Here is a 20,917-nt window from a genome sequence, read left to right on the forward strand (position 1 = left end):
CCGCTCAGCGCGGAAAGACCTCGAACTTGGGGGACTTGTTGGTCGGCGAGGCCGGCACCCGGTAGTGCGCGAGAGTGAAGCCCATCATCTCCCGGAAGGCCGGTGCGGCCACCCCGCCGCCCTCCCCGCCCGGGCTCCAGACGAAGACCGCCACCACGTACCGTGGCTTCTCCGCGGGGGCCATCCCGATGAACGAGTGGACCTCGCCCGGCTGCTGCTTGCCGTCGACGTACCGCAGGCCGGTGCCGGTCTTGCCGGCCACCCGGTAGCCGGGGACCGCAGCGGCCAGGCCGGTGGCCCGCTCGCCCGGTCCCTCATCGACCGTGGTGACCGCCTCCAGCATGGTGCGCAGCGCGGCGGCGTTCTGCGGGCTGAGCACCGGGCGAGTGACCGGTTTCGGCCCCGGCGTCCGCTTCCCGTCCGGGCCGATCACGTCCTTGATCAGGTGGGGCTGGACGTACGTCCCGTCGTTGGCGATGGCGGCGTACGCGGCGGCCATCTGCAACGGCGTGGCGTCCACGCTGTGCCCGATCGGCACCGACCCGTGCGCCGAGCCGCTCCACTGGTCGGCGGGGAGCAGCCGCCCGGAGGCCTCCCCGGGCATCCCCTCGCCGGTGGGCTGCCCCAGCCCGAACCGCTTCTGGTAGTCGATGAGCCGGTCCGGGCCCAGCTTCTCGGCGATCTCGATGGTCCCGACGTTGGACGAGAACGCCAGCATGCCGGGAATGCTCATCCGCCGCCCGTTCGCCGGGTGGGTGTCCTCGAACCTCACCCCGCCCTTGATGATCGTGTTCGCGACGGGAAAGACCGTGTCCTTGGTGATCACGCCCTCCTGGAGAGCGGCGCCGTAGGTGATCGCCTTGTGGATCGAGCCCGGGTCGACCACGAAGCTGGTGGCCGCGTCCGCCCGGTCGCTCGGCGAGTTGACCTTCGTCGGCTCGGTCGCGCTGTAGCCGGGGTAGCTCACCTGGGCCCGCACCTCGCCGGAGGGCACCTCGATGATCACCGCCGCGCCCACGCTGTCCCGGGTCTGGGCCATCCGGGTGGACAGGATCCGCTGGGCCTGGAACTGCAGGTCACGGTCGATCGTGAGCCCCAGCGAGCTGCCGGGCTTCGCCTGCGTGGTCTCGCTGTAGCCGCCGGGGATCGGCGCGGCCAGGGCACCCTGCCCCGCCTCGTACCGTTTCCGGCCGGGCTGTCCCCGCAGCAGGTCGTCGTACTTCGCCTCCAGGCCCTCCAGGCCGTTCATGTCGGGGCTGGTGAAGCCGATCAGGTTGGCGGCCAGGTCGCCGCCGGGGACCACGCGCTTCTCGTCCCGGTGCGTGCCGATGCCGGCCAGTTCCAGCGCCATGATCTGCTTGGCCTTGTCGATGTCGACGCCGCGGGCCAGGTACTCGAACTGGGACTTGGTGGTGGTGCCGGGGAGGGTGCGCTCCTTCATCTTCTCGGCCAGTTCGGAGGCCTGCACCCCGAGCAGCGGGGAGAGCAGCTTCGCGGTGGCGAGCGGGTCCTTGATCTTGGTCGGGTCCGCGAAGACGTAACGCGCCTCGACGCTGTGCGCCAGCGGCTCGCCCTTCCAGTCGTAGATGGCCCCGCGCGGGGCCGGCAGCTCGACCACGGTGAGCCGGTTGGTGAGCCCGCCGTCGGCGTACGCCGGGGTGTCCACGGTCTGCAGGAAGACCAGCCGGACGCCGATGGTGGCGAAGAGCGCGAGGGCGAGCAGCGTGCCGAGCCGCAGCCGGCGGCGCGGGTCGGCCAGCTTCGGCGGCCGGCGCGGCTTGCGGGCCGGTCGGCGGGCGGCGGCCGGCCGCGCCGGGCGGCGCGGGGCCGTCCGGCGGCGCGGCGCCGGCGCCTCGTCGTCGAAGGGCTCCCGGGCCGGGCGCGCCGACACGGTCCGCACCACGCCGCTCCGGCCGCCCGCGGTGTCCCGGCGGCCGGCGCGGGCCGCCCCGGCCCGGCCGCCGTCGAGCACCTGCAGCGCAGGCCGGAACGGGTCACCGGAGCGGCTGGTGCGCGGGGTACGCCGCTGCTCGGCGCCCCCGCCGGTCCGGGCGGCGCCGCCGCCCTCCCGGATGGTCCGCCCCCGGGGCGTGTACGCCCGGGCGTCGGAGATCCCGCCGACGCCCGGTTCCCCGGAGCGGGGGTCGGCGCCCCGGCCACCCGGGGACGAGCCGCGCCGGGAGCCTGTGGCGTCCCGGCGCGGTTCCTCCGATCTCGGCGGCACGGCTCAGCCTCCGTTGCCCTGCTGGCTGGTGATGGCGGGCGCGCCCTGCGCCGGGTGCGGCACGCCGATCATCTTCCCGTCCGGCAGCCGGATGTACGCCGGATCGCCGGACTCCACCAGGCCGAGCTTGCGGGCGTTGGCGGTCAGGTTGCCCGGGGCCTTCTGCTCGGCGATCTCCTGCTTCAGCTGCTGCTGGTCGACGTCGAGCTTGGCCTGCTCCTGCTGGAGCCTCTCCAGCTTGAAGGCGTTCTCGTTGATCTTGGTGTTGATCGCCAGGATGCCCAGCACCCCGCCGACCACCAGCACCAGGATCAGCCCGACGAACGGCGCCCGCGGCACGGACACCGGCGGCGGCGGGGCGACCCGCAGCCGCGGCGACGCCGCACCGGTGTTCCGGGTCCGCTCGGCCGGCCGCAGCGCGGCGGTGCCGTCGGTGGCGAACTCGCGCGCCCCCCGGGCGCGAGTCTCCTCCCGGCGGTCGCGCCGGTCGGCCCCCGCCGTCGCCGTCGCGGTACGCGTGGTGCGCTGCGCCGCGGTCCGGCCCCCCGACCGCGGTGCGCGCTGCCCGACGGCGTCCCGGCCGTCGCGCGTGTTGACGTTCATGTCCCCTCCCCCTCGTCGTCCGTCCCGTTCCCGTCCCTCGGGGCCGACGGGTCCGGTACGGACCCCGGTGACCCCGTCCCCGGTTGGTGCATCGCCTTCACCCGGCGGCGGTACCGTTCGCGGTCGGTACGCCCCTGCCGGGCCGCCTCCGGGTCGAGCCGTTCCGCGGCCCGCAGCCGCACCGACGCGGCGCGCGGGTTCGCGGCGACCTCCGCCTCCCCGGGAAGCTCGGCGCCCCGGCTGAGCAGCCGGAACGTCGGGCCCGACCCGGGCAGTTCGACCGGGAGGTCGACCGGGCCCTTGCTGCGGACCCGGTCGGCGAGCGCGTGCTTGGTGAGCCGGTCCTCCAGCGAGTGGTAGGACAGGACCACCATGCGGCCGCCCACGGTGAGCTTGTCGAGCGCGGCCGGCAGCGCCGCTTCCAGCGCTGCCAGTTCCCGGTTTACCTCGATCCGTAAAGCCTGAAACGTTCTCTTTGCCGGGTGTCCGCCGGTTCGTCGGGCTGGTGCCGGGATGCTCTCCCGGACCAGCTCGGCCAACCGGGCCGACGAGGTGATCCGGGCGCGCTCGCGCTCCCGGATGATCGCCGAGGCGATCTTGCCGGCGAACTTCTCCTCGCCGTACACCCGCAGCAGCCGGGCCAGCTCGGGGTGCGAGTAGGTGTTGACCACCTCCTCGGCGGTCACCCCCCGGGTCTGGTCCATCCGCATGTCCAGCGGCGCGTCCTGCGCGTACGCGAACCCGCGGTCGGGCGCGTCGAGTTGCAGGGACGAGACGCCGAGATCGAACAGGACCCCGTCGACCGCCGGGTACCCGAGCCGGTCGAGCACCTCGGGCAGCTCGTCGTAGACGGCGTGCTCCAGGTGGATCCGGTCGGCGAACCGGGCCAGTCGGACCCGCGCGTGGGCGAGGGCCTCGGTGTCCCGGTCCAGGCCGATCAGCACCGTGTTCGGGTGCGCCGCCAGCACCGCCTCGGCGTGCCCGGCCAGCCCCAGCGTGGCGTCGACGTGCACGGTCCGGCCCTTCCGGCCGAGCGCCGGGGCGAGCAGCTCGAGACACCGCTCGAGCAGCACCGGCACGTGCGCGCCGCGTAGCTCCCCCATGTCGACCCCCACTGGTTGAAACCTTCCGTCCCTATCGCGTCCGTCGTCGCCACGACGCCTCGTCATACCGCCAGATCCCCATCCGCTCCCGCCCGCCGGAGGCCGCGGCCCTCCGGTTGGATCGTGCGCCTGGCACCGGGGAAGGGGTGCCAGGAACTCGAAAGCGGCTGGAGATCTCGCAGTACGTCGGGCGTCGTCACGCCCTACAGACCGCCGGGCAGCACCCCCTCCTCGATGTCGGCGAAGTCGTCTTCGCTCTCCGTGAGGTAGGCCTCCCAGGCCGCCTTGTCCCAGATCTCCACCCGGGTGCTCGCGCCGATCACGACCAGATCCCGGTCGAGCGCGGCGTAAGACCTCAGGTGCGCGGGGATGGTGACCCGCCCCTGCTTGTCCGGCACCTCGTCGTGCGCGCTGGCGAAGAAGACCCGGCTGTAGGCCCGGGCCGTCTTGCTCGTCATCGGCTGCGCGCGCAACTGGTCGGCGATTCGTTGGAACTCGGGCATCGGGAAGACGTAGAGGCAGCGCTCCTGCCCTTTCGTGATCACGACACCCCCCGCCAGTTCGTCCCGGAACTTCGCCGGCAGGATCAACCGGCCTTTGTCGTCCAGGCGTGGGGTGTGGGTGCCGAGGAACATCGGCCCAACCCCCTCGCCCTGAGCGGCGTTCGCGGCGCCGCTGACCCCCCGGGCCGGTGTGGCCCTCCCGGCCTCACCATCGCGCCCCACTCTACTCCACTTCCCTCCACCTGCAACCAGAAACGCCCGCGTGGCGCGTCGCGTCCACACGTAAAAGCGCACGTCAAATGGGGTGGGGCGGAGTGGAGGGCGGCGGCGGCCCCCGACGCGGGTCCGCTACCCGACATAGATCGACTCCATCCGGCCGAGCGCCCGATGGCCGTCCGCCGGGTGCCCCCGGCCGAACGGATCGCCGTCGGCGGCGATCTGGCGGGCGCCGGGGTCCGGTAACCTCGCTCGGGTGACGGACGCGAAGATGCCCCTGCGGGCGAAGGTGGCCAGCTCGGTGTCGCGGACCGCAGCGGCGCTGTCGCGGGCCGCGGGTCGTGGCGACGGCTCGGTGATCGGCGGCTGGATCGGCCTCAAGATCGACCCTGACCTGCTCGCGCACCTGTCGGCGGGTCGCGCCATCGCGCTGGTGTCCGGCACCAACGGCAAGACCACCACCACCCGGCTCACCGCCGCCGCCGTCGGCGTGCTCGGCCGGGTCGCCACCAACTCCTTCGGCGCCAACATGCCCACCGGCCACACCTCGGCACTGGCCAAGGCCGGCAGCACCCCGTACGCGGTGCTCGAGGTCGACGAGCACTACCTCGCCCAGGTGCTGGAGGCCACCGAGCCGCACGTGGTGGCGCTGCTGAACCTCTCCCGCGACCAGCTCGACCGGGCCAAGGAGGTCGCCATGATGGCGCAGCTCTGGCGCGCCGCGCTGGTCCGGCACCCCGACGTCCGGGTGGTCGCCAACGCCGACGACCCGATGGTGGTGTGGGCCGCCACCCCGCCGGCCGACCCGGCCCAGGGCCACATCCCGCCCAAGGTCACCTGGTTCAGCGCCGGCCAGCGCTGGCACGACGACTCGTGGGTCTGCCCCGAGTGCGGCGCCACCATCCAGCGCACAGGTGACCAGTGGTGGTGCACCGGCTGCCCGCTGCGCCGGCCCGCACCGCAGTGGACCGTCGAGGACGACGGCGTGCTCGACCCCACCGGCGCCTGGCACAAGATCCAGCTCCAGCTCCCCGGCCGGGTCAACCTGGGCAACGCGGCCACCGCCCTGGCGGTCGCCGCCGAGTTCGGCGTACGGCCGGTGGACGCGGTCTCCCGACTCGGCACGGTCACCTCGGTGGCCGGCCGCTACGCCCAGGTCGACCGGGACGGGCGCAACATCCGGCTGCTCCTGGCGAAGAACCCGGCCAGCTGGCTGGAGGCGTTCGACATGGCCGACGAGGCGCCGACCCTGCTCTCCATCAACGCCCGCGACCCCGACGGGCTGGACACCTCCTGGCTCTTCGACGTCGACTTCGCCCCGCTGCGCGGCCGGCAGGTGCTGATCACCGGCGACCGGGCGTACGACCTCGCCGTCCGGCTCGACGTCAACGGCGTGCCGTTCCAGCACATGCGCAGCTTCGACGAGGCGGTCCGGGCGGTGCCGCCGGGCCGCCTGGAGGTCATCGCCAACTACACCGCCTTCCAGGACATCCGAGCGGAGCTGGACCGTGTCAACTGAGAGCCTGCGCATCGTCTGGATCTACCCCGACCTGCTGTCCACCTACGGGGACCGGGGCAACGCGCTGATCCTGGCCCGGCGGGCCCAGCTGCGCGGCATGCCGGTCGAAGTGCTGGAGGTCCGCTCCGACCAGCGGCTGCCCGCCACCGCCGACATCTATCTGATCGGCGGCGGCGAGGACGGCCCGCAGGCGCTGGGCGCGCAGCGGCTGATCGCCGACGGTGGCCTGCACCGGGCGGTGGCGCAGGGCTCGGTGGTGTTCGGCGTCTGCGCCGGCTACCAGCTCCTCGGCACCTCCTTCTTCGCCAAGGGCGCCAGGTACGCCGGGCTGGAGCTGCTGGACATCGCCTCCGACCGGGGTCCCACCCGTGCGGTCGGCGAGCTGGCCGGCGAGGTCGACGCGCGGCTGGGCATCCCGTACCTGACCGGCTTCGAGAACCACGGCGGGCGTACCCACCTGGGTCCGGGGGTGTCCCCGGTGGCCCGGGTGACGGCCGGCGTCGGCAACGACGGGGCGACCGAGGGCGCCTGGCGGGGCAAGCTGCTCGGCACCTACTCACACGGCCCGGCCCTGGCCCGCAACCCGGCCCTGGCCGACCTGCTGCTGCGCTGGGCCACCGGCGCCCATCAGCTGCCCGCGCTCGACGACACCTGGGCCGAGCGGCTCCGCTCCGAGCGCCGCGCCGCGGTGGCCGCCGCCCGGGCATGATCCCGGCCACCCGGGGGCTGCTCCGGCGGTCATCCGCACGGCTCGCGCGGATGCTCCGGCAGCCGTCCGCCCGCCGGTTCGGGCTGTTGCTCCTGCTGCTCGGCGGTTTCGCCGTGGCGCTGCTGGTCCTGCCCCGGCCGGCCCCGGCCGAGCTGCCCCGGCTCGCCCACTCCCTCGGCGGGTACGCCCCGGTGGCGGCGGTCCTCGGCGGCGCGCTGCTGCTGGTGGCACTGGTTCCGCGTACCTTCGTCACGCTCGCTGCGGGCGCGATCTTCGGCCCGGTGGCGGGTGCCGCGTACGCCCTCGGCGCGGCGCTGCTCGCGGCGGCGCTCGGCTTCGCGGTCGGCCGCCTGCTCGGCCGGGAGTTCGTGGCCGAGCGGGTCCGGGGGCGGCTGGCCCGGCTGGACGGCTGGTTCGCCCGGCAGAGCGTGCTCGGGGTGGTCACCGTCCGACTGCTGCCGATCGCCGGCTTCGGGCTGGTCAGCTACGGCTACGGCACCACCGGCGCGCGGGTGCTGCCGTTCCTGGCCGGCAGCGTGATCGCCGCGGTCCCCACCGCCGTCGGGTACGCGGCGCTCGGCGCGGCGGTCAGCTCCCCCGGCGAGATCAACTGGTACGCCGTCGCCCCGGCCGGCCTCGGCCTGATCGCCAGCGTGGTCATCGTGCACCGCTGGTGGCGCGCCGAGCGGCGGCGCCGGCTGGCGGGGGGCTGAGATGAGCGCCGAGGAGGTGCTGCCCGGCGGCTTCATCGCCGAGGTGCTCCGGGTCGGCGACACCGTACGCCGCACCGCCCCGACGAACCTCGACTACGTGGCGGCCCTGCTGGGGCACCTGGCCACCGCCGCCCCGGGACTGGCGCCCCGGCATCTCGGCGTGGACGAGCACGGGCGGCAGGTGCTGACCCACCTCGGCGGGCGGGTGCCCTGGCGGGACCGGGAGGATCCGGCGTACTTCTCCGACGCCGCGCTGACCCGACTGGCCGGGATGATCCGTGCCCTGCACGATGCCTGCGCCGGCGGCGACCTGGCCGGCGGCGCGGAGACGGTCTGCCACCGGGACCTGTCCCCGAAAAACACGGTCTACCGGGACACCCCGGCCGGGTTGCTGCCGGTGGCGTTCCTCGACTGGGACCTGGCCGGGCCCGGCCGCCGGATCGAGGATGTGGCCTTCGCCGGCTGGCACTGGGCCACCCTCGGTAGGGACGCCGATCCGGGCGAGCTGGGCCGCCGCTGCCGGCTGCTCTGCGACGCCTACGAGGCGGCGCGGCTGAGCGTCCCGTTCCCCCGCGACGAACTGCTCGACGTCATGCTCGACCAGATCGAAGGCACCTGGCGCGGCATCGACGCCGGCGCCGACCGCGACGAACCGGGCATGCGCCGGCTCCGCGCGGCCGGCGCGGTCGACGGGGTACGAAGCTGGCAGGAGTGGCTGCTCCGGCACCGTCCGGCGGTCGAGGCGGCGTTCGGCATCCGCTGACGCCCAGCGCCCCGACCCGGCGTGCCGGCTCACTCGGACGGGATCACCAGGCCCGCCTCGTACGCGGCGATCACCAGGTGGACCCGGTCCCGGGCCCCAAGCTTGGTGAAGAGGCGGGCCACGTGCGCCTTGGCCGTGGCCGTGCTGATCACCAATTCGGCGGCGATCTCCGCGTTGGACAGTCCCCGCCCGACCAGGGTCAGCACCTCCCGCTCCCGGTCGGTCACTCCGGGCAGGGCGCGGGCCCGCGGCGCCGGGGCCGGGCGCCGGGCGAACTCGGCGATGAGCCGGCGGGTGACACCCGGTGCGATCAGCGCGTCCCCGGCGGCCACCACCCGGACCGCGCCGAGGATCTCCTCCAGCGCCATGTCCTTGACCAGGAACCCGCTCGCCCCCGCGCGCAGCGCCGCGTGCACGTGCTCGTCGTCGTCGAACGTGGTGAGGACGAGGACGCGGGTCGGACCACCGGCAGCGGTGATGGCCCGGGTCGCGACGATCCCGTCGGTGCCCGGCATCCGCAGGTCCATCAGCACCACGTCCGGGACGGCCTCGCGGGTCAGCCGGACCGCCTCGGCACCGGTGCCGGCCTCCCCGACCACCTCGATGTCCGGCGCGTCGGCGATGAGCACCCGCAGCCCGGCACGGACCAGCGGCTGATCGTCGGCGAGGAGGACCCGAACCATCATGCCGCCTCCGCCGGCAGCCATGCGGCGACCCGGAACCCACCCTCGGGCCGCGGTCCGGCGGTAAACCGGCCGCCGAGCAGGCTCGTCCGCTCGCGCATGCCGACGATCCCATGCCCCTCACCGCCGAGGTGACCGCCCCGACCGGCGTCCACCACCTCGACCGACAGCCCATCCGGCGGGTACTCGACAGTCACCCGGCACTCCTCGACGTCAGCGTGCCGGACCACGTTGGTCAGTGCCTCCTGCACGATCCGGTACGCCGCCAGGTCGACCTCTGTCGGCAGCGGGCGCGGCTCGTCGTATCGGCGGACCGCCACCCGCACCCCGGCGTCGGCTGCGGCGGCGACCAGCCGATCCAGGTCTGCCAGCCCAGGCGGGGAGTCCAGCGACGCTGCTACTCCCTCCGGTCGGCGCAGTGCGCCGAGGGTACGCCGCAGCCCTGCCAGGGTTTCCCGGCTGGCCCGCTCGATGGTGGCGAGCGCCGTGCGGGCCTCCCCCGGTTGAGTGTCGATGACGCGGGCACCCACTCCGGCCTGGATGGCGATCACCCCGATGCTGTGCGCCACCAGGTCGTGCAGCTCCCGGGCGATGCGCAGCCGTTCGGCGGTGATCGCCTCGGCGGCGGCGTGCGCCCTGAGTTCGTCGGCGTGCCGGCGACGGGCCCGGACCGAGTTCCCCACGGTCCAGGCGGTGGCCACGGCCAGCACCGAGAGCAGGGCCCGGTCCAGCGGGTCCAGGGCGGGATTGACGAAGCTCGCCGCGACCTGCACCACCAGCACCAGCCCGGCGGCGACCACCGACACCCGGCGGGACCGGCGCGCCGCGACCAGCCCCACGACCAGGTCGACCGCCAGGAACTGCAGGTACCAGATGTCGGCGAGATAGCCGTCGTCCCCGGCGTGGACGGTGACGGTGACCAGGCTCGCGCCGGTGAGCATCAACCCGAGGGCGAGCAGCGGCCGGCGCGGCACCAGCCCGGCGGGCAGGGCGACCACCAGGGCGGGTGCCAGGTAACGCAGCGGCAGCCACCAGCCGGCGATCCTCAGCTCGGAACCAGCGGCGGCGAACAACGGCGCGAAGAGGACGACGACGGGCAGCACCGCGACGCCGGCCCAGGTCAGCACGGCCCGCGCGGCCAGGGCGGCGGCGGACCGGGATGCGGTGGCGTCCATCGGCCCACGGTAACCAGCGCGCCGGCCCGGGTCATCGGCCCGGGGGCGTACGCCCCGGGGCGGACGCTGGACCGCCCGATGTGGTCGCCGGTGGGACGACCGGCCGGCTGCGGGCCGGCAGCCTGGATCGCGTGATCGAACTACGTGACCTGACCAAGCGGTACGACGGCACCACGGCCATCGACCGGCTGACCCTCACCGTCCGGCCCGGGCACGTGACCGGGTTCCTCGGTCCCAACGGCGCCGGCAAGTCCACCACGCTGCGGCTGATCCTCGGTCTGCACCGGCCCACCGGCGGCACCGTCACCGTGGACGGACGTCCGTTCGCCGAACGCCGGCGCGGACTCCGCCACGTGGGCGCGCTGCTCGACGCCGCCGACGTGCACCGTGGGCTCACCGCCGCCGCCCACCTGACCGCCTTGGCCCGCAGCAACGGCATCGCCCGGTCGCGGGCGGACGAGGTGCTGCGCGAGGTAGGGCTGGCCGGGGCGTCCCGGCGCCGGATCGGCGGCTTCTCGCTCGGCATGAAGCAGCGGCTGGGCATCGCGGCGGCGCTGCTCGGCGACCCGCCGGTGCTGCTGTTCGACGAGCCGTTCAACGGCCTCGACCCGGAGGGGGTGCGCTGGGTACGCGCCCTGTTCCGCCGTCTGGCGGCCGAGGGTCGCACGGTACTCGTCTCCAGCCACCTGATGAGCGAAATGGAGCAGACCGCCGACCACCTGGTGGTCATCGGCCGCGGCGAGCTGGTCGCCGACGAGAGCCTGGCGGCGTTCGCCGCTCGGAGCGCCGGACCCGCCGTCGTCGTCCGGACGCCCGCACCGGAGGCGCTGGCCGCCGCGCTGCGCGACGCCGGCGCGGAGGTCCGGCCGGCCGACGACGGATCGCTCTCGGTCGCCGGGCTGGCCGCCGGCCGGGTGGGCGACCTGGCGTGCACGCATGGGATCCCGCTGCACGAGCTGGCCACCCGGACCGCCTCGCTGGAGGAGGCGTTCATGGACCTCACCGCCGACCACGTCGACTACCCGGCAGGAGATGCCCGATGAGCACCGCGATCGAACCCGCCGTCGCCGCCGGCCCCCACGCCGTCGAACCCGCCGCGCGCTTCCGCGACCTGCTCGGCGCCGAGTGGATCAAGTTGTGGTCGCTGCGCTCCACGTACGGGTCGCTCGTGCTGATCGCGGTCTCGGCCGTGCTGTTCAGCGCCCGGGCCGCCCTGGCCGACCACCACAACTGGCCAAACTACTCCGCCGAGCGGCGGGCCGCGTTCGACCCGATCCACGATGCCTTTCCCGACGAGGGCTGGCTCTTCATCGTCCTGGCCGCCGGCGCCGTCGGGGCGGTGATGATCGCCGGCGAGTACGCCAGCGGACAGATTCGTACCACCTTCGCCGCCGTCCCGGCCCGGCGTGCCGTGGTGGGCGCCAAGGTGGTGGTGCTGGCGGTCGTCATGCTGGTCGTCGGCGTGCTGGCAGCGGGTGTCTCGTTCGGGCTGTCGCAGGCCATCCTCGCCGACCGTGGTGCCGGCGCGGCGCTCGGCGATCCGGGGGCGCTGCGGGCCGTCGCCGCCTCGGCGCTGCTGCTGCCGGTGTGCGCGCTGACCGGGCTGGGCATCGGCGCGCTGGTCCGGCACACCGCCCCGGCGATCGTCACCACCACGGCGGTACTGCTCCTGCTGCAGTTGGCCTTCGACACCAAGCGCCAATGGACGGCCGCGATCCACAACGCCCTGCCGGTACCCGCCTGGGACCGCCTGGTCGGGAACCCGTACATCATGCTCAACGACCACCTCGCTACGGTCCCCGGCTCGTGGGCGGTCCTCGCCGTCTGGCCGGTGGTGGCCGCCCTGGCCGCCATGGCCGTCGTCCACCGCCGCGAGCCCTGACCCGGGTATGCCGCAGGCGCGCCCCGATCACGGGACGCGCCTGCGGCGGTATGGGCAGGGTCAGGCGACGACCGAGACCATCCGGCCCTGCACCACGATGACCTTGCGGGGCTCCTTGCCGGCCAGCGCGCCCTCGACCGCCGCCAGCGCGGCCCCCCGGACGTCGTCCTCGGACGCGTCGGCGGGGACCTCGATCCGGCCCCGCACCTTGCCGTTGACCTGCACCGGGTAGGTCACCGTCGCGGCGACCAGCAGCGCCGGGTCGGCGGTCGGGAAGTCCGCGTACGCCAGGGAGGTGTCGTGGCCCAGCCGCTGCCACAGCTCCTCGGCGACGTGCGGGGCGAACGGCGCCAGCATCAGCACCAGCGGCTCGGCCACCTCGCGCGGCGTGGCGGACAGCCGGGTCAGCCCGTTGGTCAGCTCGATCAGCTTGGCGATCGCGGTGTTGAACCGCATCCCCTCCATGTCGCCGCGGACGCCGTCGACCACCCGGTGCAGCAGCCGGCGGGTCTCCTCGTCGGCCGGTGCGTCGACGACCCGCGCCGCGCCGGTCTGCTCGTCGACGATCGCCCGCCAGACCCGCTGCAGGAACCGGTACGAGCCGACCACCGCCCGGGTCTCCCAGGGCCGGGACACCTCCAGCGGGCCCATCGACATCTCGTAGACCCGGAAGGTGTCCGCGCCGTACGCGGCGCACATCTCGTCCGGGGTCACCACGTTCTTCAGCGACTTGCCCATCTTGCCGTACTCGCGGTTGACGTGGACGTCGCCCAGGAAGAAGCCGCCGTCGCTCTCCACCACGTCCGCCGCGGGCACGTAGGCGCCGCGGGCGTCGGTGTAGGCGTACGCCTGGATGTAGCCCTGGTTGAACAGCTTCCGGAACGGCTCGAAGCTGGAGACGTGGCCCAGGTCGTACAGGACCTTGTGCCAGAACCGGGCGTACAGCAGGTGCAGCACGGCGTGTTCGGCGCCGCCCACGTACAGGTCGGTGCCGCCGCAGTCGCCGGCGCCGCGCGGCCCCATCCAGTACCGCTCGTTCTCCGCATCCACGAAACGCTCACCGTTCGTCGGATCCAGGTAGCGCAGCTCGTACCAGCAGGAGCCGGCCCACTGCGGCATCACGTTGGTCTCCCGGGTGTAGCGCTTCGGCCCGTCGCCCAGGTCCAGCTCCACCTCCACCCAGTCACTGCGGCGGGACAGCGGCGTCTCCGGGTTCGAGTCGGCGTCCTCCGGGTCGAACGTCTTCGGCGAGAAGTCATCCACCTCGGGCAGTTCGACCGGCAGCATCGACTCGGGCAGCGCGATCGGCGCGCCGCTGGAGTCGTACACGATCGGGAACGGCTCGCCCCAGTAGCGCTGCCGGCTGAACAGCCAGTCCCGCAGCCGCCAGGTCACCGCGCCGGTGCCGTGCCCGTTCGCCTCCAGCCAGTCGATGATCCGGGCCTTGGCGTCGGCCACCCCCAGGCCGTTCAGGTCCACGCCGCGGTCGGGCGCGGCGCTGTTGATCGCCGGGCCGTCCCCGGTGTACGCCTTGCCGGCGAAGCCCTCCGGCGGCTGCACGGTACGCACGATCGGCAGATCGAACACCTCGGCGAAGTCCCAGTCCCGCTCGTCCTGGGCGGGCACAGCCATGATCGCGCCGGTGCCGTAGCCGGCCAGCACGTAGTCGGCGATGAAGATCGGGATGGGCGCGCCGGTCACCGGGTTGGTCGCGTACCCGCCGACGAAGACGCCGGTCTTCTCCCGGGTCTCCGCCTGCCGCTCCACGTCCGTCTTGGCCGCGGCCGCCTTCCGGTACGCCTCGACGGCCGCCCGGGGGCTGGCGTGCCCGCCGGTCCAGGACTCCTTCGTCCCCTCCGGCCAGGCCGCCGGCACCAGCCCGTCGACCAGCTCGTGCTCGGGGGCCAGCACCAGGTAGGTGGCCCCGAAGACGGTGTCCGGCCGGGTCGTGAACACCCGGATGGAGTGCCGGTCGGCGGGGAAGTCGATGTGCGCGCCCTGCGAACGGCCGATCCAGTTGCGCTGCATCAGCTTGATCGGCTCCGGCCAGTCCAGCTTGTCCAGGTCGTCCAGCAGCCGGTCGCCGTACGCGGTGATCCGCATCATCCACTGCTTCAGGTTCCGCTTGAAGACGGGGAAGTTGCCCCGCTCGGAGCGGCCGTCGGCGGTGACCTCCTCGTTGGCCAGCACGGTGCCCAGCCCCGGGCACCAGTTCACCGGCGCCTCCGAGACGTACGCCAGCCGGTGGTCGTCGACGGCCTTCCGCCGCTCGGCCACGGTCAGCTCGGCCCACGGCCGGCCGTCCGGAGTGGGCCGGTTGCCCCCCTCGAACTCGGCGATCAGCTCGGCGATCGGGCGGGCCTTCCGCGCCTGGTGGTCGTACCAGGAGTTGAAGATCTGCAGGAAGATCCACTGGGTCCAGCGGTAGAAGTCGGTGTCGATGGTGGCCACCGAGCGTCGCTCGTCGTGGGCCAGCCCCAGCCGGCGCAGCTGCGCCTTGTACCGCTCGATGTTCGCCTCGGTGGTCGTCCGCGGGTGGGTGCCGGTCTGCACCGCGTACTGCTCGGCGGGCAGGCCGAACGCGTCGAAGCCCATGGCGTGCAGCACGTTGCGCCCGGCCATCCGCTGGTAGCGGGCGAAGCAGTCGGTGCCGATGTAGCCCAGCGGGTGGCCGACGTGCAGGCCGGCGCCCGACGGGTACGGGAACATGTCCAGCACGTACAGCTTCTCCGCGCCCGCCCGCGGGTGGCCGGGGTCGGCCAGCGGGCCGGTCGGGTTCGGCGCGTGGAAGGTGCCGTCCCGCTCCCAGGTGTCCTGCCAGCGGTGCTCGATCTCGTCGGCCAGGGCCGCGGTGTACCGGAACGGGGGGATGTCGGTCGCCGGTGCGGCTGCCTCACTCATGGCGTCTCCTCGGCGCGGGTCAAGTCGGATAGTGGGAGGTCTCCTGCGGGCACAAAAAAGCCCCTCGCGCAGGAGGGGCCGCCGTGCTGTCGCGCGTTCAGCGCATCAGCACGGCTGGGTAAGAAGCAGGAAGACTCCGGCCATGTCCGGCAGTGTACCCCGCCTGCCCAGCGACTATCTCGCCCGATCCACGGGGCGGGACTCGTCCCCCGGTCCGGCGAATATTTCGGGCGTAACCGACCGACCGGCTGCGGGGGTCGGCGACAACGACAAACATGGTTAGCCTGAGAGGCCAGTGAGATTTCTGCGGCAGACGTGGCTCGACGTCGCGAACCAAACGGCGGGTCCAGGTGCTCTATTCAGCGCTGCCGTCCAGGGCGACGAGGAGGAGGCCCGTGACACAACAGACCTGGGACGAGGTGGGCGGTCTGCTGCCGCACGACGAGTTCCGCGCCGCCAGCGAGGCCATCGTGGCCAACATCGAGCAGGTGATCGAGGGCAAGACCGCCACGGTCCGGCTCGCCCTGGCCGTGCTGCTCGCCGAGGGTCACCTGCTGATCGAGGACGTGCCCGGCGTCGGCAAGACCAAGCTCGCCAAGGCCCTGGCCCGCTCGATCGACTGCTCGGTGCGGCGGATCCAGTTCACCCCCGACCTGCTGCCCAGCGACGTCACCGGGGTCAGCGTCTACAACCAGGAGACGCACGACTTCGAGTTCCGGCCGGGCGCGGTCTTCGCCAACCTGGTGGTCGGCGACGAGATCAACCGGGCCTCGCCGAAGACCCAGTCCGCCCTGCTGGAGTGCATGGAGGAGCGGCAGGTCACCGTCGACGGGGTCACCTACCAGCTGCAGACCCCGTTCATGGTGATCGCGACGCAGAACCCGATCGAGATGGAAGGCACGTACCCGCTGCCGGAGGCGCAGCGCGACCGGTTCACCGCCCGGATCGCGATGGGCTACCCGGACGCCGGCGCCGAGCTGGCCATGCTGGACGGCCACGGGGCCACCGACCCGCTGACCGAGCTGCGCCCGGTCTCCGACGCGGCGACCGTCCGCCAGCTGATCGGCCACGTCCGGCAGGTGCACGTCGCCGACGCGGTCAAGCAGTACGCGATCGACCTGGTCACCGCCACCCGCGAGGCGCCCGACCTGCGGCTCGGCGCGTCCCCGCGGGCCACCCTGCAGCTGCTGCGCACCGCCCGCGCGGTGGCCGCTCTGGAGGGCCGGGACTACGTCCTCCCCGACGACCTGCAGGCCCTCGCGGTGCCGGTGCTGGCGCACCGGATCATCCCGACCGCGGACGCGCAGCTCGCCCGGCGCACCACCGACGCGATCGTCGCCGAGCTGGTGCACCGGCTGCCGCTGCCGAACGACCGCAAGCGCTCCCCGTACGACACCCGGCCCGGCGGCACCGGTCGCGGGCCGTACGAGCCACGGAGGCCGTGAGGTGCGCGACGGGCTGCGAGGACTGACCACCCGCGGCCGCTCGTTCCTGGCGGCCGCGGTCGCCGCAGCGATCTCCGCCGGCATCCTGGGCGAGAAGGACCTGCTCCGGGTGGCCGTCCTGCTCGCCGTCCTGCCGCTGCTCGCGGCGGCGTACGTGGGGCGCAGCCGGTACAAGCTCGCCTGCAGCCGGTCCCTCGAACCGCACCGGGTGCCGGTCGGGGCCAGCTCCCGGGTGGTGCTGCGGCTGCAGAACCTGTCCCGCCTGCCGACCGGCACCCTGCTGCTGGAGGATCGGCTGCCGTACGCGCTGGGCAGCCGGCCCCGTGTGGTGCTGGAGCGGCTCGGCGCGCACCAGGCCAGCTCGGTGGCGTACACCGTCCGGGCTGACGTGCGCGGCCGGTACGAGGTGGGCCCGCTGGTGGTCCGGCTGACCGACCCGTTCGGGCTCTGCGAGCTCAGCCGGGCCTTCCCCAGCATCGACCACCTCACCGTGATCCCGCAGGTCACTCCGCTGCCCGCGGTCCGCCTCCCCGGCGAGTACGCCGGCAGCGGCGACAGTCGGGCCCGGTCGGTCGCGGTGCACGGCGAGGACGATGCGGCCACCCGGGAGTACCGGGTGGGCGACGACCTGCGCCGGGTGCACTGGAAGTCCACCGCGCGCACCGGCGAGCTGATGGTGCGCCGGGAGGAGCAGCCCTGGGAGAGCCGGGCCACGGTGGTCCTGGACACCCGTGCCGCCGGCCACCGGGGCGACGGCCCGACGGCGAGCTTCGAGTGGGCGGTCTCCGCCGCCGCCAGCATCGCCGTGCACCTGCGCCAGGCCGGCTACAAGCTGCGCCTGGTCACCGGCTCCGGCGCGGACGTGGGCGCCACCGAGGCGGCCGGCGACGGCCTGCTGCTCGACCACCTCGCCGAGGTACGCCTCGCCAAGCGCGGTGAGCTCACCACGCTGGTGCAGCAGGTCCGGCAGCGGGCCGACGGTGGCCTGATCATCGCGCTGTTCGGCACCCTGAGCACCGCCGAGGCGGAGCTGCTGGCCGGGCTGCGCGGCAACGGCGCGACCTGCGTCGGCTTCCTGCTCGACAGCACCACCTGGCTCAACCTGCCGGCGAAGGCCCGCAGCGAGGCGGAGCACGCGCACGGCACCGCCGCGCTCGCCCTGTTGCAGAGCGGGTGGCGGGTGATCGGCGTGGAGCACGGCAACCGGCTGCCCGTGCTCTGGCCGCAGGCGGCCCGCGGCTCGCAGGGCTTCGCGCTGCGGGCGGCGCTGGCCGAGACGGTGGCCGGAGGCGTGCGATGACCGGAAGGGTGATCCCGTGACCGCGCACCGCAACCTGGGCTTCGTCGCCGCCGCGGCGACGCTGCTGGCGGCCGCCCCGCTGTCGGCGATCTTCCTGCGCTGGACGTGGCTGATCGAGGCGGCCATCGTGGTCGCCGTGGTGGCCGGCGCCGCCGCGCTGAGCCGGCTGGCCCGGGCACCCCTGTGGGGTCAGATCATCGCCATGCTCGCCGGCCTCACGCTGGGCCTGACCTGGGTCTTCCCGGGCGGCACCGAGCTGCTGGCGTTCCTGCCCACCCCGGGCACCTTCGCCCACTTCGGCGACCTGCTCGGCGCGTCGATGCAGGACATGCGCACCTACAGCGTGAAGGTCGACGACGTCGACTCGCTGCTCTTCCTCACCGTGCTCGGCGTCGGCGGCGTCGCCGTGCTGGTGGACGTGCTCTCCGTCGGGCTGCGCCGGCCGGCGCTGGCCGGGCTGCCGATGCTGGCCATCTACTCGGTGCCGGTGGCGGTCTACGTGGACGACGTGCCCGCCACCCCGTTCGTGGTGGGTGCCTGTGGCTTCCTGTGGCTGCTGGTCACCGACAACGTCGACCGGGTACGCCGGTTCGGCCGCCGGTTCACCGGGGAGGGCCGGGACGTCGACGTCTGGGAGGCCTCGCCGCTGGCCGCGGCGGGTCGCCGGCTGGCCGTGGTCGGGGTCGCCCTCGCGGTGGCGCTGCCCCTGGCCGTGCCCGGGATGACCAGCGGCCTGCTGAACGCCGCCGGCAGCGGCACGGGCGACGGCAACGGGCGCCCGGGCCAGGGCGGCAACTCCGGCCGCATCGACCTGTTCGCCGCGCTCAGCGGTCAGCTCAAACAGAGCACGGTGACCGAACTGGTCAAGGTCACCACCAACGAGCCGACCCCGTTCTACCTGCGCTTCGGCGTGGCCGACGACCTGCGTCCGAACGGCTTCCGGGATCGCACTCCCACCGGCCGGGCGGTGACCCAGGGCCTGACCGACCCGGCGGAGCGGGCCGGAGTCGAGCGGCAGCGCTACCGGGCCACGGTCGAGGTGTCGAAGACCCTCAACATGCCGCTGCTGCCGGTCTACGCCGAGCCGGTCAAGACCGAGGACCTCGGCCGCAGCTGGCGCTACGACACGAACCTCCAGGTCCTCTTCTCGGATCGGGAGAACTCGCGGGGCAAGCGGTACTCGTTCGACTACGTCCGCTCGACGTACAGCCCGTCGGTGCTGCGCGCGGCGCGCTCCCTGCCGACCGACGACCCGTTGCGGCGCCAGCAGACCACCACGCCGGGGGCGCCCGCGGTCGACCAGTTGGTCAGGCAGCTCGTCAAGGGCAAGCAGAACGACTACGACAAGGTCCGGGCGATCTACGACTACTTCTCGGTGGAGAACGGGTTCACCTACTCGCTCTCCACCCGGGACGGCACCAGCGGGGAGGACATCACCGACTTCCTGTCCACCAAGGCGGGCTTCTGCCAGCAGTACGCCGGCGCGATGGCGTGGCTGGTCCGGGCCGCCGGCATCCCGGCCCGGGTGGCGTTCGGCTTCACCAACGGCACCAGGTCCAGCGGCGGCACGTACGTGCTGACCAACCAGAACCTGCACGCCTGGACCGAGGTCTTCTTCGGCGGGATCGGCTGGGTGCCGTTCGACGCCACCCCGGCGGCGAGCGTCCCCGGGTCGGTCCGGTCGGCCTGGGCCCCGGACACCGAGGCGCGAGAGGAGGCCACCCCGTCGACCGGGGGCGCCGCCGCCCCGGACGCGGCCGACGCCTCGGCCGGCCCGAACAGTCCCGACCGGCTCGACAAGGACGCCGACCAGGGCCTCTCGGTCGGCGACGGCGGCCCCACCCAGCAGTCGCCGGTCTGGCCGTGGTGGGTCGCCGGGGCGCTCGCCCTGCTGGTGCTGCTCGCGGTGCCGGCGCTGCGCCGCTCCGCGCTGCGTCGCCACCGGCGGGTCCGGGCTGCGGCGCCGGCGGCCACCACGCTCGCCGCCATCCCCGGCCAGCGCGGCGAGGTACGCGACATCGTGGTCGGGGTGGACGCCGACCGGCTCCGCGCGGACGCCCACGCCGCCTGGGACGAGCTGCTCGACACCCTGGTGGACTTCCAGGTCCGGGTCGACCGGACGGAGACTCCCCGGGCGACCGCCGAGCGGCTGGTCCAGGAGACCCTCACCGAGGACGCCGGGGCGGTGACCGGGGTGCGACTGCTCGGCCGGGCCGAGGAGCGGGCCCGCTACGCCCGCGACCCGCTGACCGGCGAGGAGCTGCACCCGGCCCTGCGGTCGGTACGCGGGGCACTGGCCGCCCGGGCCGACCGGCGTACCCGGATCATGGCGGCCCTGCTGCCGCCGTCGGTGCTGCTGCGCTGGCGGACCACGGTGTCGGAGCGGTCCGCCCGGCTGGTCACTGCCGGCGGGGAGGTGCGGCAGCGGCTGCTCCGGTGGAGCCCGCGCCGGCTGCTGGCGGGCCGTCCGGCCCGGTGAACCCGCACGGCGGCACGACCGCGCTGCGTCCTGGAAGGTGAACCGGCACGGCGGCACGATCGCGCTGCGTCCTGGAAGTGGTGGTGTCCGGATCCACCGGATGCCACCACTTCCGCGATGCAGCGTGAGATGCTCGCCGGGCCCACGGCGACACGCCGTCGCGGTGGGCCCGCCGTCAGCGGTCCGAGCCGGTCAGCGGTGCCCCTCCGGGCGCTGCCGCCAGCGGTCCTCCATCCGGTCGAGGAACGAACCCCGCCGGCCGGTCCGGCCACGGGTACGCCGGCTTGTCGTGCCGCCCACCACGTGCAGGTCGGGCGACTGGGAGCGCCGGTGCGACTGCACCGCGTAGCCCAGTGAGGCCAGCATGACGACGAAGCCCGCCACGGCCAGCGGGGGCGTCTTGATCACGGCACCGTAGATCAACAGGGCCAGACCAGCGATTACCACGCCGGCAGCGACGAGCAGGCGACGCCGCGTGTGGAAACGCGGGTCGCTGGCGCGCACGGCCGAGGCGAACTTGGGGTCCTCGGCAAGCGACCGCTCGATCTGCTCGAACAGCCGCTGCTCGTGCTCCGAGAGCGGCACGGCACTCCTCCCCGGTCACGTTGGTCGGCCCGGTCGGGCCGACAGACCGTGGCAGCCAACCGGCTGCTTACCCGCAAGTCTACGAGGGGGCTCGCGCGTCGGAAAGCGGGACGA

At 73.9% G+C, this 20,917-nt stretch carries 17 protein-coding genes; 9 read left to right on the forward strand and 8 right to left on the reverse strand.

Going from position 1 to position 20,917, the window contains the following annotated elements:
- Positions 1–4: 4 nt before the first annotated feature.
- From ACFYM6_RS04125 to mraZ, 4 genes are all read right to left on the reverse strand, one after another.
- The gene (locus ACFYM6_RS04125; RefSeq protein WP_387272066.1) at positions 5–2,224 is read right to left on the reverse strand and encodes a peptidoglycan D,D-transpeptidase FtsI family protein; all 2,220 of its coding nucleotides are present in this window, start codon (positions 2,222–2,224) and stop codon (positions 5–7) included.
- A 3-nt stretch (positions 2,225–2,227) separates the two neighbouring features.
- Positions 2,228–2,827, reverse strand: a complete 600-nt coding sequence (locus tag ACFYM6_RS04130) for a hypothetical protein (RefSeq protein WP_387272068.1) — start codon at positions 2,825–2,827, stop codon at positions 2,228–2,230.
- On the reverse strand, positions 2,824–3,930 hold the full coding sequence (gene rsmH, locus ACFYM6_RS04135) for a 16S rRNA (cytosine(1402)-N(4))-methyltransferase RsmH (RefSeq protein ID WP_387272784.1): 1,107 nt from the start codon (positions 3,928–3,930) through the stop codon (positions 2,824–2,826). Before rsmH ends, ACFYM6_RS04130 begins: the two co-directional genes overlap by 4 nt.
- A 203-nt stretch (positions 3,931–4,133) precedes the next feature.
- Positions 4,134–4,565, reverse strand: a complete 432-nt coding sequence (gene mraZ, locus ACFYM6_RS04140) for a division/cell wall cluster transcriptional repressor MraZ (RefSeq protein WP_357435173.1) — start codon at positions 4,563–4,565, stop codon at positions 4,134–4,136.
- Between the two features lie 355 nt (positions 4,566–4,920).
- On the opposite strand from mraZ, the gene ACFYM6_RS04145 reads away from it, so the two are divergent.
- Genes ACFYM6_RS04145 through ACFYM6_RS04160 form a run of 4 tightly spaced genes read left to right on the forward strand, consistent with a single transcriptional unit; the run spans position 4,921 to position 8,353 of the window.
- Positions 4,921–6,168: a MurT ligase domain-containing protein gene (locus ACFYM6_RS04145; RefSeq protein ID WP_387272786.1), complete on the forward strand. Its 1,248-nt coding sequence runs from the start codon at positions 4,921–4,923 to the stop codon at positions 6,166–6,168.
- Positions 6,158–6,877 carry a type 1 glutamine amidotransferase gene (locus ACFYM6_RS04150; RefSeq protein ID WP_387272070.1) on the forward strand — a complete coding sequence of 240 codons (720 nt, stop codon included), beginning with the start codon at positions 6,158–6,160 and terminating at the stop codon, positions 6,875–6,877. Before ACFYM6_RS04145 ends, ACFYM6_RS04150 begins: the two co-directional genes overlap by 11 nt.
- Entirely contained in the window at positions 6,874–7,590 is a 717-nt protein-coding gene (locus ACFYM6_RS04155; protein WP_387272072.1) for a TVP38/TMEM64 family protein, read from the forward strand. Before ACFYM6_RS04150 ends, ACFYM6_RS04155 begins: the two co-directional genes overlap by 4 nt.
- 1 nt (position 7,591) lies before the next feature.
- The gene (locus ACFYM6_RS04160; protein WP_387272074.1) at positions 7,592–8,353 is read left to right on the forward strand and encodes a phosphotransferase; all 762 of its coding nucleotides are present in this window, start codon (positions 7,592–7,594) and stop codon (positions 8,351–8,353) included.
- 29 nt (positions 8,354–8,382) lie between these two features.
- Here ACFYM6_RS04160 and ACFYM6_RS04165 read toward each other — a convergent pair whose 3' ends face one another.
- Together ACFYM6_RS04165 and ACFYM6_RS04170 are read right to left on the reverse strand one after the other, a co-directional pair.
- Entirely contained in the window at positions 8,383–9,039 is a 657-nt protein-coding gene (locus ACFYM6_RS04165; protein WP_387272076.1) for a response regulator, read from the reverse strand.
- Positions 9,036–10,211, reverse strand: a complete 1,176-nt coding sequence (locus ACFYM6_RS04170) for a sensor histidine kinase (protein WP_387272078.1) — start codon at positions 10,209–10,211, stop codon at positions 9,036–9,038. Before ACFYM6_RS04170 ends, ACFYM6_RS04165 begins: the two co-directional genes overlap by 4 nt.
- Before the next feature lie 131 nt (positions 10,212–10,342).
- Between ACFYM6_RS04170 and ACFYM6_RS04175 the strand changes: the two genes are divergently transcribed.
- Positions 10,343–11,254, forward strand: a complete 912-nt coding sequence (locus ACFYM6_RS04175) for an ABC transporter ATP-binding protein (RefSeq protein ID WP_387272080.1) — start codon at positions 10,343–10,345, stop codon at positions 11,252–11,254.
- The gene (locus tag ACFYM6_RS04180; protein ID WP_387272082.1) at positions 11,251–12,093 is read left to right on the forward strand and encodes an ABC transporter permease subunit; all 843 of its coding nucleotides are present in this window, start codon (positions 11,251–11,253) and stop codon (positions 12,091–12,093) included. The genes ACFYM6_RS04175 and ACFYM6_RS04180 overlap by 4 nt, the downstream gene beginning before the upstream one ends.
- A gap of 60 nt (positions 12,094–12,153) precedes the next feature.
- Here the strand turns inward: ACFYM6_RS04180 and leuS are convergent, their stop codons facing one another.
- Complete coding sequence (leuS, locus tag ACFYM6_RS04185) at positions 12,154–14,994, reverse strand: leucine--tRNA ligase (protein WP_387272084.1); 2,841 nt, start codon at positions 14,992–14,994, stop codon at positions 12,154–12,156.
- Positions 14,995–15,389: 395 nt separating this feature from the next.
- On the opposite strand from leuS, the gene ACFYM6_RS04190 reads away from it, so the two are divergent.
- Genes ACFYM6_RS04190 through ACFYM6_RS04200 form a run of 3 tightly spaced genes read left to right on the forward strand, consistent with a single transcriptional unit; the run spans position 15,390 to position 20,218 of the window.
- A complete protein-coding gene (locus ACFYM6_RS04190; RefSeq protein WP_073833913.1) occupies positions 15,390–16,439 on the forward strand; it encodes a MoxR family ATPase in 1,050 nt (349 codons plus the stop codon).
- Between the two features lies 1 nt (position 16,440).
- Positions 16,441–17,739, forward strand: coding sequence for a DUF58 domain-containing protein (locus tag ACFYM6_RS04195; protein ID WP_387272086.1), 1,299 nt, complete (start codon positions 16,441–16,443; stop codon positions 17,737–17,739).
- A 16-nt stretch (positions 17,740–17,755) separates the two neighbouring features.
- Positions 17,756–20,218, forward strand: a complete 2,463-nt coding sequence (locus ACFYM6_RS04200; protein WP_387272088.1) for a DUF3488 and DUF4129 domain-containing transglutaminase family protein — start codon at positions 17,756–17,758, stop codon at positions 20,216–20,218.
- 192 nt (positions 20,219–20,410) lie between these two features.
- Here ACFYM6_RS04200 and ACFYM6_RS04205 read toward each other — a convergent pair whose 3' ends face one another.
- Positions 20,411–20,803 carry a DUF3040 domain-containing protein gene (locus tag ACFYM6_RS04205; protein WP_387272090.1) on the reverse strand — a complete coding sequence of 131 codons (393 nt, stop codon included), beginning with the start codon at positions 20,801–20,803 and terminating at the stop codon, positions 20,411–20,413.
- Between the last annotated feature and the right edge of the window lie 114 nt (positions 20,804–20,917).

Origin of the sequence: Micromonospora sp. NPDC006431 (genome assembly GCF_042870725.1) — a bacterium.
Taxonomy (GTDB): Bacteria; Actinomycetota; Actinomycetes; order Mycobacteriales; family Micromonosporaceae; genus Micromonospora.

Bases quoted from the DNA above. Each gene is read 5' to 3' on its own strand.
- rsmH (WP_387272784.1), bottom strand. From the start codon at position 3,930: ATGGGGGAGCTACGCGGCGCGCACGTGCCGGTGCTGCTCGAGCGGTGT.
- ACFYM6_RS04145 (WP_387272786.1), top strand. From the start codon at position 4,921: ATGCCCCTGCGGGCGAAGGTGGCCAGCTCGGTGTCGCGGACCGCAGCG.
- ACFYM6_RS04165 (WP_387272076.1), bottom strand. From the start codon at position 9,039: ATGATGGTTCGGGTCCTCCTCGCCGACGATCAGCCGCTGGTCCGTGCC.
- ACFYM6_RS04160 (WP_387272074.1), top strand. From the start codon at position 7,592: ATGAGCGCCGAGGAGGTGCTGCCCGGCGGCTTCATCGCCGAGGTGCTC.
- leuS (WP_387272084.1), bottom strand. From the start codon at position 14,994: ATGAGTGAGGCAGCCGCACCGGCGACCGACATCCCCCCGTTCCGGTAC.
- mraZ (WP_357435173.1), bottom strand. From the start codon at position 4,565: ATGTTCCTCGGCACCCACACCCCACGCCTGGACGACAAAGGCCGGTTG.
- ACFYM6_RS04180 (WP_387272082.1), top strand. From the start codon at position 11,251: ATGAGCACCGCGATCGAACCCGCCGTCGCCGCCGGCCCCCACGCCGTC.
- ACFYM6_RS04155 (WP_387272072.1), top strand. From the start codon at position 6,874: ATGATCCCGGCCACCCGGGGGCTGCTCCGGCGGTCATCCGCACGGCTC.
- ACFYM6_RS04170 (WP_387272078.1), bottom strand. From the start codon at position 10,211: ATGGACGCCACCGCATCCCGGTCCGCCGCCGCCCTGGCCGCGCGGGCC.
- ACFYM6_RS04130 (WP_387272068.1), bottom strand. From the start codon at position 2,827: ATGAACGTCAACACGCGCGACGGCCGGGACGCCGTCGGGCAGCGCGCA.